At 67.1% G+C, this 12,418-nt stretch carries 13 protein-coding genes; 9 read left to right on the top strand and 4 right to left on the bottom strand.

The window, feature by feature from the left end; genetic code table 11:
• Position 1: 1 nt before the first annotated feature.
• Both Q1A36_RS03670 and Q1A36_RS03665 read right to left on the bottom strand, forming a co-directional pair.
• On the bottom strand, positions 2-706 hold the full coding sequence (locus Q1A36_RS03670; protein WP_299839915.1) for a UTRA domain-containing protein: 705 nt from the start codon (positions 704-706) through the stop codon (positions 2-4).
• Positions 703-2,067, bottom strand: a complete 1,365-nt coding sequence (locus tag Q1A36_RS03665) for a formimidoylglutamate deiminase (RefSeq protein ID WP_299839912.1) — start codon at positions 2,065-2,067, stop codon at positions 703-705. Before Q1A36_RS03665 ends, Q1A36_RS03670 begins: the two co-directional genes overlap by 4 nt.
• A 96-nt stretch (positions 2,068-2,163) precedes the next feature.
• Between Q1A36_RS03665 and hutI the strand changes: the two genes are divergently transcribed.
• From hutI to Q1A36_RS03625, 8 genes are read left to right on the top strand one after another with little or no spacing between them, the layout of a single operon-like run.
• Positions 2,164-3,366 (top strand): imidazolonepropionase, encoded by a 1,203-nt coding sequence (gene hutI, locus Q1A36_RS03660; protein WP_299839910.1) that lies wholly within the window; start codon positions 2,164-2,166, stop codon positions 3,364-3,366.
• Positions 3,335-4,900, top strand: coding sequence for a histidine ammonia-lyase (hutH, locus tag Q1A36_RS03655; RefSeq protein WP_299839907.1), 1,566 nt, complete (start codon positions 3,335-3,337; stop codon positions 4,898-4,900). Before hutI ends, hutH begins: the two co-directional genes overlap by 32 nt.
• Positions 4,897-5,688, top strand: coding sequence for an N-formylglutamate deformylase (gene hutG, locus Q1A36_RS03650; RefSeq protein WP_299839904.1), 792 nt, complete (start codon positions 4,897-4,899; stop codon positions 5,686-5,688). Before hutH ends, hutG begins: the two co-directional genes overlap by 4 nt.
• Positions 5,689-5,692: 4 nt before the next feature.
• Positions 5,693-7,381 (top strand): urocanate hydratase, encoded by a 1,689-nt coding sequence (gene hutU, locus Q1A36_RS03645; protein ID WP_299839901.1) that lies wholly within the window; start codon positions 5,693-5,695, stop codon positions 7,379-7,381.
• 38 nt (positions 7,382-7,419) lie between these two features.
• Positions 7,420-8,235, top strand: coding sequence for a transporter substrate-binding domain-containing protein (locus Q1A36_RS03640; RefSeq protein WP_299839899.1), 816 nt, complete (start codon positions 7,420-7,422; stop codon positions 8,233-8,235).
• A 51-nt stretch (positions 8,236-8,286) separates the two neighbouring features.
• Positions 8,287-8,934 carry an amino acid ABC transporter permease gene (locus Q1A36_RS03635; protein WP_101751903.1) on the top strand — a complete coding sequence of 216 codons (648 nt, stop codon included), beginning with the start codon at positions 8,287-8,289 and terminating at the stop codon, positions 8,932-8,934.
• The gene (locus tag Q1A36_RS03630; RefSeq protein WP_299839892.1) at positions 8,934-9,596 is read left to right on the top strand and encodes an amino acid ABC transporter permease; all 663 of its coding nucleotides are present in this window, start codon (positions 8,934-8,936) and stop codon (positions 9,594-9,596) included. Before Q1A36_RS03635 ends, Q1A36_RS03630 begins: the two co-directional genes overlap by 1 nt.
• A gap of 1 nt (position 9,597) precedes the next feature.
• Entirely contained in the window at positions 9,598-10,371 is a 774-nt protein-coding gene (locus tag Q1A36_RS03625; protein WP_299839889.1) for an amino acid ABC transporter ATP-binding protein, read from the top strand.
• A 21-nt stretch (positions 10,372-10,392) separates the two neighbouring features.
• Here the strand turns inward: Q1A36_RS03625 and Q1A36_RS03620 are convergent, their stop codons facing one another.
• Complete coding sequence (locus Q1A36_RS03620; protein WP_299839886.1) at positions 10,393-10,845, bottom strand: Lrp/AsnC family transcriptional regulator; 453 nt, start codon at positions 10,843-10,845, stop codon at positions 10,393-10,395.
• A 93-nt stretch (positions 10,846-10,938) separates the two neighbouring features.
• On the opposite strand from Q1A36_RS03620, the gene Q1A36_RS03615 reads away from it, so the two are divergent.
• Complete coding sequence (locus Q1A36_RS03615) at positions 10,939-11,529, top strand: LysE family translocator (protein WP_299839884.1); 591 nt, start codon at positions 10,939-10,941, stop codon at positions 11,527-11,529.
• Positions 11,530-11,541: 12 nt separating this feature from the next.
• Here Q1A36_RS03615 and Q1A36_RS03610 read toward each other — a convergent pair whose 3' ends face one another.
• The gene (locus Q1A36_RS03610; RefSeq protein ID WP_299839881.1) at positions 11,542-12,417 is read right to left on the bottom strand and encodes a DMT family transporter; all 876 of its coding nucleotides are present in this window, start codon (positions 12,415-12,417) and stop codon (positions 11,542-11,544) included.
• Between the last annotated feature and the right edge of the window lies 1 nt (position 12,418).

The raw sequence follows: 12,418 nt of genomic DNA, 5'->3' as shown, positions 1-12,418 counted from the left end.
TTCAGCTTGCCGCGCTCATCACGTAGCCCGGATGGCAGGCCAGCCGGACGGTGGTGATCGGGCCGAGGTCGTTCCATGTCGTGCGGTGCAGGATCAACAGCGCCTGACCGCGCCGGACCTGCAACATCCGCGCATCGCGGGCATCGGCATTGGCGGCAGAGAACTCGACATCGGCATGAAGATAGGGGGCGTTCTGCACCAGCCATTCATTGGCGTTCAGCGCGCGAAAATCGGCACCCGCCACCTGCGGCAGGGCGGTGCGGTTGATCCAGCGATCCTCGAACTGGAAAGGCTTGCCGTCGCCGTAATGGACGGCGCGCAGATGGGTCAGGAGGCTGCCTTCGGGCAGGCCGGTCCGCGCCGCCACGTCCCCGGGGATCGGGCTGTCGCGTTGGGCGATGACCCGGTGACTATAGGCCATGCCCTCGGCCTCGATCTGCTCGCGCACAATGGGGATCGAGAAGGTGGCCTTGCGCACCGGGTTGACGGCGATGCGGGTGCCCGCACGCCGCTTGCGGTCCAAGAGGCCCTCATCCGCCAGCAGTTGCAGCGCCTTGTTCACCGTCGCCCGCGCCGCGCCGAATTCCACCGCCAGATCGGCCTCGTCGGGGATGCGGTCGCCCTGCAGCCATTCGCGCTCGACGATACGGCGGCGCACCTCGGCGGCGATCAGCTGCGCCTTGGGGGCTGTGGGGCCCGCTGTCACATCCGCTCCGACAGGCTGGCCATGGTCCGCAGATAGGCCGAGGTGATCGCCTCGCGCCGGATATGACGGCCATCCCGGACCATATGGCGGCCAGCGGCCCAGACATCGCGGATCAGCCCGTCGCCGCCGGCAAAGATCAGGCTGTCCAGCATCTGATCGCCCGCGCGGCCCGCCATGACCGGGTTCTGCAGCGAGACGGCGCAGAGATCGGCCCAGAGACCCGGGCGGATCGCCCCGGTCTCGCGCCCTGCCGCCGTGGCACCGCCGTCCAGCCCGGCCTCGTAGAGCACCCGCCCGGTCGATCGCTCGGGCGTGGCGAGGATCGCGCGCGCCCGGTCGCGCAGGCGCTGGCTGTATTCCAGCGTGCGCAATTCCTCGACCAGCGAGATGCGGATATTGCTGTCCGAACCTAAGCCCAAGCGCCCGCCGGCCTCGCGCCAGATGGTGCCGTTGAAGATGCCGTCACCGAGGCTCGATTCGGTCAGCGGACACAGGCCGGCAACCGCGCCGGTGGCGGCAAGGCGGCGGGTTTCGTCCTCAGTCATGTGGGTGAGGTGGATCAGTGTCCAGTTCGGGTCGGGCGCGTGATGATCCAGCAGCCATTCGACCGGGCGGCGGCCATAGGCGGCCTGAATTTCCTCGATCTCGGGGACCTGCTCGGCCAGATGCATGTGCAGCGGGCGGCCGGGGCGCAGGGTCGTGCAGAGCGACAGCGCCTCGGGGCTGACCGCGCGCAGCGAATGCGGCGCGACGCCGATGCCGGTATCAGCGGGCAGGGGGGCAAGGGCCGCCTCGGCGGCGTCCATCAGCCGGGCGAAGCCGTCCGGATCGGTGCCGAAGCGCGCCTGACCGGGGCCAAGCGGGCGGCGGTCGACGCCGCCGAACTGGTAATGCACCGGCAGAAGGGTCAGGCCGATACCCGTCTGCGATGCCGCCGCCGCGATGCGTTCGGACATTTCGCCCAGATTGTCATAGGCGCCGCCGCCGGGGCGGTGATGCAGATAGTGAAACTCGACATTGGTGGCATAGCCGGCTTCCAGCATCTCCATCTGCACCAGCGCAGCGATCGCCTCGACATCCTCGGGCGTCAGGTGGTCGAGAAAGCGGTACATGATCTGCCGCCAGGTCCAGAAGGTGTCGCGCGGCTCGGGCCCGCGCGCTTCGCTGAGGCCGGCCATCGCCCGCTGGAAGGCATGGGAGTGAAGGTTCGCCATGGCGGGCAGCAGCAGTTCGACCCGCTGGCCCGCGGGCGCCGCGCCGGGCGTGACCGCGCCGATGCGGCCCTCGGGGGTCAGCTCGACCCGCACCGCCTCTGCCCAACCCTCGGGCAAAAGCGCCCGTTCCGCCCATAGCTCGACCATCTTGCCCTCTATCTGCCATCCGGTGATTGACTGCGATTAAGTTTAGACATAGAACAGCAATAAGTCTAGACATAGAAAGTCACGAAAGGCGGCCCCATGCATCTTCTCAGCAATGTCCGGATTGCCGAACGGGACGCGGATACCGGGCAATATGGCCTCTCCGCCGCCACCGCGATTCTGCTCGAGGATGACCGGATTTCATGGATCGGTGACCCGGCCCAGCTGCCCGAGCGCTATGCCCATGCCGAACGCGAGGATCTGGCGGGGCGGGTGGTGACGCCCGGGTTGATCGACTGCCACACGCATATCGTCTTCGGCGGTGACCGCGCGCGCGAATTCGAGATGCGGCTGGAGGGTGCCGGCTATGAGGAGATCGCGCGGGCCGGGGGCGGCATCCTTTCCAGCGTCAACGCCACGCGCGCGGGGGATGAGGCGGTGCTCTTGGCGCAGGCTTTGCGGCGGGTCGATGCGCTGCTGGCCGAGGGGGTGACGACGATCGAGGTGAAATCCGGTTACGGTCTGGATGTCGAAAGCGAGCTGAAGATGCTGCGCGTCGCCCGGCTGATCGAGGCGCGGCGCGAGGTTTCGGTGCGCACCACCTGGCTGGCTGCCCATGCCCTGCCGCCGGAATACAGGGACGACCGCGCCGGCTATCTGCGCGAGGTGGTCATCGCCGGGATGAAACAGGGCCATGACGAGGATCTGATCGACGCGGTGGACGGGTTCTGCGAGGGCATCGCCTTTTCCCGCGACGAGATGGCGATGGTGTTCGACGCCGCCGCAGAACTGGGCCTGCCGGTCAAGCTGCATGCCGAGCAGCTGTCGGATCTCGGCGGGGCGGCGATGGCGGCGGAACATGGCGCGCTGTCGGCCGATCATCTGGAATATCTCGGTGCCGACGGCATCGCGGCGATGGCCAAGTCGGGCACCGTCGCGGTGCTGCTGCCCGGCGCCTTCTATACCCTGCGCGAGACCAAGCTGCCGCCGATCCAGGCGCTGCGCGATGCCGGCGTGCCGATGGCGCTGGCGACCGACTGCAACCCCGGCACATCGCCGCTGACCTCGATCCTGCTGACCCTGAACATGGGGGCGACGCTGTTTCGCATGACGCCCTCGGAATGCCTGGCGGGCGTCACCACCCATGCGGCCCGCGCGCTTGGACTGAGCGATCGCGGCAGCATCGCCGTCGGCCAGCGCGCCGATCTGGCGGTCTGGGACATTAAAGATCTGGCCGAGCTTTCCTATCGCATCGGCTTCAACCCCCTTCATGCCCGCATCGTCGGAGGCGAATTTGTCTGAACTCATCCTTACCCCCGGCGACACCACGCTGGCGCAGCTTGAACAGGTCTGGCGCGAGGGGCTGGCCGTGCGGCTGGCCGACAGCGCCCGGCCCGGCATCGCCGCCGCCGCCGCCCGCATTCAGGCCGCGGTCGAGGGCGATGCCGCCGTCTATGGCGTCAATACCGGCTTCGGCAAGCTGGCCTCGATCAAGATCGCGGCGAAGGACACGGCCACCCTTCAGCGGAACCTGATCCTGTCGCATTGCTGCGGCGTGGGCGAGGCGGTCGAGCCGGAAACGGTGCGGCTGATCATGGTGTTGAAACTGCTGTCGCTGGGGCGCGGGGCCTCTGGCTTGCGCCCCGAGGTGATTGCGCTCATCGAGGACATGCTGGCCAAGGGCGTGCTGCCGGTCATTCCGGCGCAAGGCTCGGTCGGTGCCTCGGGCGATCTGGCGCCCTTGGCGCATATGGCGGCGACGCTGCTGGGCGAGGGGCGCGCGACCTTTGGGGGCCGCGAGATGGCGTCCGCCGAGGCGCTGGCGGCGGCGGGGCTGACGCCCGTCGTGCTGGCGGCCAAGGAGGGGCTGGCGCTGATCAACGGCACGCAGGTCTCGACCGCCTTCGCGCTGGCGGGACTTTTCAATGCCTTCGCTTCGGCCCGGGCGGCGCTGGTCGTCTCGGCGCTGTCGACCGATGCGATCATGGGCTCGACTGCGCCCTTCCTCGCCGAAATCCATTCCTTACGCGGCCATCGCGGCCAGATCGTCGCGGCGCAGGCGATCCGCGACCTGATGGCGGGATCGGAGATCCGCGAAAGCCACCGCGAGGGCGATACCCGGGTGCAGGACCCCTATTGCATCCGCTGCCAGCCGCAGGTGACGGGCGCCTGCATCGACCTGTTGTGGCAGGCGGGCCGGACGCTGGAGATTGAATCGAACGCCGCGACCGACAACCCGCTGGTGCTGACAGAGGCCGACCAGATCGTCTCGGGCGGCAACTTCCATGCCGAGCCGGTGGCCTTTGCCGCCGACCAGATCGCGCTGGCCATTGCCGAGATCGGCGCCATCGCGCAGCGCCGCATCGCGCTGATGGTCGACCCGACGCTGAGCCATGACCTGCCGCCCTTCCTGACGCCCGATCCGGGTCTGAACAGCGGGCTGATGATTGCGGAAGTCACCAGCGCCGCGCTGATGAGCGAGAACAAGCATCTGGCAACGCCGTGCAGCACGGATTCCACTCCGACGAGCGCCAATCAGGAGGACCATGTCAGCATGGCCGCCCATGGCGCGCGGCGGTTGAAGCGGATGAACGCGAACCTTGGCCAGATCATCGGCATCGAGGCCATGTGCGCGGCGGCGGGCGTGGAGTTCCGCGCGCCGCTGGCGACCTCGGCGCCGCTGCGGGCGGTGATCGAGCGGCTGCGCGCGACGGTGCCAGCGGTGGTCGAGGATCGCTACCTCGCCCCCGATCTGGTGGAATCGGCCCGGCTGGTCAGCAGCGGCGCGCTGGTCGCCGCCGTGCCCGCCGAGGCCCTGGCCGAGGTTCACCCGTGACCCCGGTCGAAATCCACGAAGGGGACAGCCCGGTCATCCTCGGCCTGCCGCATACCGGCACCTTCCTGCCGGATGCGATCTTCGCCCGGCTGAACCCGCGCGGGCAGGAGCTGGCCGATACCGACTGGCATATCCACCGGCTCTATGACGAGCTTCTGCCCGGCGCGACCACGGTGCGGGCGACCTTCCACCGCTATGTCATCGACGCCAATCGCGGGCCGGATGACGCGAGCCTCTATCCCGGCCAGAACACCACGGGTCTGGTGCCGCTGACCGATTTCGACGGCGCGCCGATCTGGACCGAGGAGCCGACAGCCGAGGAGATTGCCGAGCGCAAGGCCCGCTTCCACGCCCCCTATCACGCAGCTCTGGAGGCGCAGATCGAACGGGTGAAGGCGCGGCATGGGGTGGCGATCCTCTATGACTGCCACTCGATCCGCAGCCATATCCCGTTCCTCTTCGAGGGCACCCTGCCGGATTTCAACATCGGCACCAACATGGGCGCGACCTGCGATCCCCGGATCGAGGCGGCGACCCTTGACGCCTGCGCCGCCACGGGTCGGACCCATGTGCTGAACGGCCGCTTCAAGGGCGGCTGGACGACGCGGCATTACGGCCAGCCGGGGCAGGGTGTCCACGCCATCCAGATGGAACTCGCGCAGTCGACACACCTCGCCACCGAGACCGCCCCCTTCGCCTATGACGAGGCCAAGGCCGCAGCCCTGCGCCCCACCCTCGGCAAGATCCTCAACGACCTCGCGGCGCTGGCCGCCGAACTGAAGGCATGAAGCGATGAACAATCCCCGCCACAACCCCCGTCACAATACCCGCGACATCTATCCCGCCACCGGCAACACGCTGACCGCGAAAAGCTGGCTGACCGAGGCGCCGATGCGGATGCTGATGAACAACCTGCATCCCGACGTGGCCGAGAACCCGCACGAGCTGGTCGTCTATGGCGGCATCGGTCGGGCGGCTCGGACCTGGAAGGATTTCGACCTGATCGTCAAAAGCCTGACGGATCTCGAGGCCGACGAAACGCTGCTGGTGCAGTCCGGGAAGCCGGTGGGCGTCTTCAAGACCCACAAGGACGCGCCGCGCGTGTTGATCGCCAATTCGAACCTCGTGCCGCATTGGGCCACCTGGGACCATTTCAACGAGTTGGATAAGAAGGGCCTGGCCATGTATGGCCAGATGACCGCCGGGTCGTGGATCTATATCGGCAGCCAAGGGATCGTTCAGGGCACCTATGAAACCTTCGTCGAGGCGGGCCGGCAGCATTACGGCGGAAGCCTGAAGGGCAAGTGGATCCTGACCGGCGGTCTTGGCGGCATGGGCGGCGCGCAGCCCTTGGCGGCGGTGATGGCCGGGGCCTGCTGCCTTGCCGTCGAATGCGACGAGACCCGCGCCGATTTCCGCCTGCGCACCCGCTATGTCGATGCCAAGACCCATGATCTGGACGAGGCGCTGGCGATGATCGATCAGTGGACCAGGGCCGGCGAGGCGAAATCGGTGGCGCTGATCGGCAATGCCGCCGAGGTCTTCCCCGAACTCGTCCGCCGCATGAAAGCAGGCGGCGCGCGCCCCGATATCGTCACCGACCAGACCTCGGCCCATGATCCGGTGCATGGCTATCTGCCGCTTGGCTGGACCGTCGCGGAATGGCGCGCGAAACAGGAAAGCGAGCCCAAGGCGGTCGAGGCCGCAGCACGGGCCAGCATGAAGCAGCACGTGGCCGCCATGGTCGATTTCTGGAATGCCGGCGTGCCGACGCTGGATTACGGCAACAACATCCGCCAGGTGGCGCTGGAAGAGGGGCTGGAAAATGCCTTTGCCTTCCCCGGCTTTGTCCCCGCCTATATCCGCCCGCTGTTCTGCCGGGGCATCGGCCCGTTCCGGTGGGCGGCGCTGTCGGGCGATCCGGAAGACATCTACAAGACCGACCAGAAGGTGAAAGAGCTGATCGACGATCCGCATCTGCACAACTGGCTCGACATGGCGCGCGACCGGATCAGCTTTCAGGGCCTGCCGGCGCGGATCTGCTGGGTCGGCCTTGGCCTTCGGCACAAGCTGGGCCTGGCCTTCAACGAGATGGTGCGGAATGGCGAACTTTCCGCCCCCATCGTCATCGGCCGCGACCATCTGGATAGTGGCTCGGTCGCCAGCCCCAACCGCGAGACCGAGGCGATGCAGGACGGCAGCGATGCGGTCAGCGACTGGCCGCTCTTGAATGCGCTGCTGAACACCGCCTCGGGCGCCACCTGGGTCAGCCTGCATCACGGCGGCGGGGTCGGCATGGGCTTCTCGCAGCATTCGGGTATGGTCATCTGCTGCGACGGGACGCAGGATGCCGATGCCCGGATCGCGCGGGTGCTGTGGAACGACCCGGCCACGGGCGTCATGCGCCATGCCGATGCCGGTTACGACATCGCGCTGGACTGCGCCCGCGAGCACCAGTTGAACCTGCCCGGCATCCTGTGATGCCGGTAAACCAAAAGACGACCAACAAGGAGAGACCCATGACATTGACCACCCTGAAAGGCGCCCTTCTGGGGATGACCATCCTTGGCCTTGCCACCCCGGCTCTGGCCGACCAGCTGGCCGACATCAAGGCGGCGGGCAAAATCGTCACCGCGACCGACATGCATTACGCGCCCTTCGACATGCTGAACAACGGCACCTACGAGGGCATGACCAAGGACCTGTTCGACGAGGTCTCGAAGGAACTGGGCGTCGAGCCGGTCTATCAGGACATCCCCTGGCCGGCCGAGCTGCCGGGCCTCGAGGTTGGCAAGTTCGACATCATCATCGCCCCGGTGACCGTCACGCCCGAGCGGATCGAGCGTTACGCCTTTGGCCTGCCCATCGCCGATGCCACCGTGGGCCTTGTCCGCGCGGTCAGCAGCGATGCGGTGCAGAAGCCCGAAGACATTGCCGGCAAGACCGTCGGCGTTCAGCAGGGCACGGCGCAGTTCAAGCAGCTCGAGGCCTATGGCGCCAGCCTTGGCGATGTGTCGATCAAGGAATACGGCACCACCGACGAGGCCTATGCCGACCTGGCCGCCGGACGTCTGGACGCGGTGGCTGGCTCCTCGCCGAACCTCGCCTACCTTGTGAAGAACCGCCCCGAGACCTTCGTGCAGACCGATCCCGCGACCTTTGGCGAGCCGAAGTATTTTGCCTGGGCGATGCAGAAGGACGAGGATTCGGCGTCGCTGGTCGAGGCGGTGAATGCCGCGATCCTGAAGATGCATGACGATGGCCGCATGGCCGCGATCCAGGAGAAATGGCTGGGCGTGGCGCCCGATCTGCCGCGCGAAGTCCCGACCGAGTGATCGCATCGCGGGCGGGGCCACCCCCGCCCGCATCTGCCAGAGAAAGCGGCGATGTTTTCCATTCCGACCTTCCTTGAAAGCTTTGGCCCTTTGGCCATGGCCGCGCGCTTCACGCTGCTGGTCTCGGGCCTTGGCATTGCGCTGGGGCTGGTGATCGGCGCGCTGGTCTGCGCCTGTGCCCTGTCGAAATCACGCGGGCTGCGCCGGTTCGCCGCCATCTGGGTCAGCTTCCTGCGCGGTGTGCCGCTGTTGGTGCAACTGCTGCTGATGTATTACCTGCTGCCCGTCGTCGGCATCAGCATTCCCGCACTGGCCGCCGCCGTCATCACCGTCGGCATCTGCGCCAGCGCCTATATCAGCGAGATCTGGCGCGGCGCGATCGGCGCGCTGCCCCCCGGTCAGTCCGAGGCGGCCGAGGCGATCGGCATGGCGCCGGGCACCATCTGGACCCGGATCGTGCTGCCGCAGGCCGTGGTCATGTCGCTGCCGGCGCTGGTCAACGAACTGATCCTGCTGGTCAAGGCTTCGTCGCTGGTCTCGATGGTCGGCATCATGGAGGTGACGCGCGCCAGCCAGGCGCAGGCCGCCACCACCTTCCGCCCGCTCGAGGTCTATCTCGCCGCCGCCTGCATCTACCTGGCCATCAACCTCTGCCTCGCCGGGATCGGCCGCTGGCTGGAACACAAGGCGGCCGTCTGATGGAATGGAGCGTCTTTCAGCAATACGGCCCGATGCTGCTGCGCGGCTTCGGCATCACCATCTTCTGCTGGATCATGGGCACCATCCTCGGCATGGCGCTTGGCCTGATGATCGCGCTGGCGCAACGCTATGGCCCGCGCCCGCTGCGCTGGCTCCTCCAGGCCTATATCGAGGTGATCCGCGGTACGCCCTTCCTCGTGCAACTCTTCGTTCTCTATTACGGTGGCCCGCTGGTCGGGCTCCGGCTGGATGCGCTGCCCGCCGGACTTCTGGGCCTGACCATCTATGGCAGCCCCTATTTCGCCGAGATCTTCCGCTCGGGCTTCAATGCCGTGCCGAAGGGCCAGATCGAGGCCGCGCGCGCCATCGGCATGGCCGAGGTGTCGATCATTCGCCGTATCCTTCTGCCGCTGGGACTGGTCTCGGCCCTGCCGGCACTGGTCAATTTCTCGATCATCCTGACAAAGGAGACGGTGATCCTGTCGATCATCACCGTGCCCGAGCTGATGTATCAGGTCAGCCGCATGTCCACCGAAACCTTCCGCTACCTGGAAGCGAATTTCGTGCTGGCGCTGTTCTTCTGGGGGCTGGTCGAGGCGATCTCGCGCCTTGGCCGCCGCTTCGAGACGCGCATCACCCAACATCTGATCGAAAGGGTCTGAGATGGTTCAGGCATCCAGCGTCGAGATCCGCAAGGTCAACAAGTTCTACGGCCCGTTCCAGGCGTTGACCGATATCGACCTGTCGATCCCGCCGGGCAAGGTCACCTGCCTGATCGGGCCGTCGGGCTCGGGCAAGTCGACCCTTTTGCGCTGCATCAACTTCCTCGAGGAATACGACTCGGGCGAGGTGCTGATCGACGGGCAGATGATCGGCTATGACGCGCCGGGCAAGAAGATGTCCGGACGCAAGCTGCGCGAGATGCGGCGTGGGATCGGCATGGTGTTCCAGCAGTTCAACCTCTGGCCCCACATGACCGCGCAGGAAAACGTGGCCGAGGGGTTGATCCGCGTGCGCGGGCTGCCCAAGGCCGAGGCCGCGAGCCGCGCCGCCGAGGCTTTGCGCAAGGTCGGTCTGGCCGACCGGATGGCGAACCACCCCGCGCGCCTCTCGGGCGGGCAACAGCAGCGCGTCGCCATCGCCCGCGCCATCGCCATGGAGCCAAAGCTGATGCTGTTCGATGAACCGACCAGTGCGCTTGACCCGGAACTGGTGGGCGAGGTGCTGACGGTGATGAAGACGCTGGCCAGCGAGGGCATGACCATGGTGGTCGTCACCCACGAGATGGGCTTTGCCGCCCATGTCGCCGATCAGGTGGCCTTCATGGAGGCAGGGGAACTGGTCGCCGTCGATGCGCCCTCACGCATCCTGCACCAGCCCGAGGATGCCCGCATCCAGTCCTTCCTGCGCACCTATCACGAGCGCAACGCCTTCTGAGCGCGCATTCCGAGGGCTGGCTTACGCGCGCTCGTCCTTGGGGCTGCCCATGACCACATGGGTGGTGATCGTGGCGATATGGGTGAAATCGCCCAGCACGTCGGTGTGGAACTGCTTGTAGGCGGCCAGGTCGCGGCATTCGACGCGCAGCAGGTATTCCACCGTGCCGGTGATGTTGTGGCACTCCCGCACCTGCGGCGCGGCGCGGCAGGTGCGCTCGAATGCCTGCTGCGCCTCGGTCGAATGGCGCGAGAGGCCGATCATCACATAGGCCACGAAGCCCACATCCCGCGCCTCGGCGCTGATGACGGCGCGATAGCCGGCAATGATCCCGCGCCGCTCCATCTCCTGCACCCGGCGCAGGCAGGCCGAGGGCGACAGCCCGACCTTGGCGGCGAGGTCGATGTTCGAGATGCGGCCGTCCGCCTGCAAGGCGCGCAATATCCGGTCGGAAATCTGGTCAATATCGCTCATGAATTGCAAGAATGACGGAATGAAGACGCAAAAAGCAAGACAATTGCGCGCGAGATAGCGCAAATATTGCGCAAGAAATCACAGAGGTCCGCCATGCAGCCCGACATCCTCATTGCCCTGATCGGCTTTGCCTTCATCACCTCGGTCACGCCGGGGCCGAACAACATGATGCTGATGGCCTCGGGCGCGAATTTCGGCCTGCGCCGCACCGTGCCGCATATGCTGGGCGTCTCGCTTGGCTTTGGCGCGATGGTCATGGTGCTGGGGCTGGGTTTCGACCGGCTGATCACCGGCTCGCCGCTCCTGTCCGAGCTGCTGAAATGGGCCAGCCTTGCCTATATGCTGTGGCTGGCGTGGAAGATCGCCCATTCCTCGCGCCCCTCCGAGGATAGGGCCGCCAGCGCACGGCCGATGACCTTCCTGCAAGCGGCGGCGTTCCAATGGGTGAACCCCAAGGCCTGGGCGATGGCGCTTGGCGCGCTCTCGGCCTATGCGGCGGGCGTCGGCGGGGCGCTGGTCGTGGGGCTGGTCTTTGCGCTGGTGAACCTGCCCTCGGTCTCGCTCTGGGCGGCGATGGGGCAGGGGCTGCGGCGGTTGCTGGCGGCACCCGGGCGGCTTCGGGCCTTCAACTGGACCATGGCGGCGGGGTTGGTGCTGTCGATGCTGCCGGTGCTGTTCCACTGAGGCGCTGCTGCCTCAGATCGCCACCCACAAGAGCCAGCCGACCCCGGCGACGATCAGCGCCATCCCGGCCAGCTGACGCGCCGAGACGCGCTGGCGGAAAACCCGGCCCGAGACCACTTGCGCAAAAGGCACCTCGATCAATGCCAGCGTGCGGACATTGGCGGCCGAGGTCAGGGCAAAGCCGGTGAACCAGAAAAGGGACGCAAAGGCGCCAAGCGCCCCGGCGGCCAGCGATCCGCGCCATTCGCGGACGATCCCGGCCAGAGCCTTGCGGTCGAAAAGCGTGAGCCAGAGCAGCGCCAGAACCGTCTGCACGGCGAGCGTCAGCGTCAGGATGGTCAGCGCGCGCAGGACAAAGCCACCCTCGGGCAGGGCCAGAATGGCGCCGCGAAAGCCGATGGCCGAGAGGCCGAACAGCGCCCCCGCCATCACACCGTCAAAGATGCTGCGCAGCCCGGCGCGGCTCCAGTCGGCGCCCGAGACCAGCAGCACGCCCAGAACAGCGGTGGCAATGGCACCGATACGGCCCCAGCCCAGTGGCTCGGCCAGGATCAGCGCGCCGATCAGCGCCAGCGTCACGGGTTCAGTCTTGCTGAGCGCGGTGGCGACTCCGAAGCCGCGTCCCTGCATCGCCATCAGCAGGAAGCCGGTCGCCAGCATCTGTGCCACGGCGCCCATCACCGCCCAGCCTATCGAGGCCGTGCCCGGTGTGGGCAGGGTGGTCACGAAGGCCGTGATTGCCAGCGCCAGCGCCGCGAAAGGCAGGCCGAAGATGAAGCGCACCGCCGTCGCGCCCGCGGTGCCGATGCGCCCGGTCAGGCCCGCCTGCGCGGCGTTCCGGCCGGTCTGGGCCAGCGCCGCGATCAGCGTGGTTGCGATCCACAGCATC

The sequence above is a fragment of the uncultured Paracoccus sp. genome (genome assembly GCF_947487305.1).
In the GTDB taxonomy this organism is placed as follows: Bacteria; Pseudomonadota; Alphaproteobacteria; order Rhodobacterales; family Rhodobacteraceae; genus Paracoccus.
This window is presented reverse-complemented; position numbering and strand designations above follow the sequence as displayed.

What these genes read in the sequence shown, in the direction of transcription:
- Q1A36_RS03665 (WP_299839912.1), bottom strand. Translation starts at nt 2,067, where the DNA reads ATGGTCGAGCTATGGGCGGAACGGGCGCTTTTGCCCGAGGGTTGGGCA.
- hutI (WP_299839910.1), top strand. Translation starts at nt 2,164, where the DNA reads ATGCATCTTCTCAGCAATGTCCGGATTGCCGAACGGGACGCGGATACC.
- hutH (WP_299839907.1), top strand. Translation starts at nt 3,335, where the DNA reads ATGCCCGCATCGTCGGAGGCGAATTTGTCTGAACTCATCCTTACCCCC.
- hutU (WP_299839901.1), top strand. Translation starts at nt 5,693, where the DNA reads ATGAACAATCCCCGCCACAACCCCCGTCACAATACCCGCGACATCTAT.
- Q1A36_RS03640 (WP_299839899.1), top strand. Translation starts at nt 7,420, where the DNA reads ATGACATTGACCACCCTGAAAGGCGCCCTTCTGGGGATGACCATCCTT.
- Q1A36_RS03635 (WP_101751903.1), top strand. Translation starts at nt 8,287, where the DNA reads ATGTTTTCCATTCCGACCTTCCTTGAAAGCTTTGGCCCTTTGGCCATG.
- Q1A36_RS03630 (WP_299839892.1), top strand. Translation starts at nt 8,934, where the DNA reads ATGGAATGGAGCGTCTTTCAGCAATACGGCCCGATGCTGCTGCGCGGC.
- Q1A36_RS03625 (WP_299839889.1), top strand. Translation starts at nt 9,598, where the DNA reads ATGGTTCAGGCATCCAGCGTCGAGATCCGCAAGGTCAACAAGTTCTAC.
- Q1A36_RS03620 (WP_299839886.1), bottom strand. Translation starts at nt 10,845, where the DNA reads ATGAGCGATATTGACCAGATTTCCGACCGGATATTGCGCGCCTTGCAG.
- Q1A36_RS03615 (WP_299839884.1), top strand. Translation starts at nt 10,939, where the DNA reads ATGCAGCCCGACATCCTCATTGCCCTGATCGGCTTTGCCTTCATCACC.
- Q1A36_RS03610 (WP_299839881.1), bottom strand. Translation starts at nt 12,417, where the DNA reads ATGCTGTGGATCGCAACCACGCTGATCGCGGCGCTGGCCCAGACCGGC.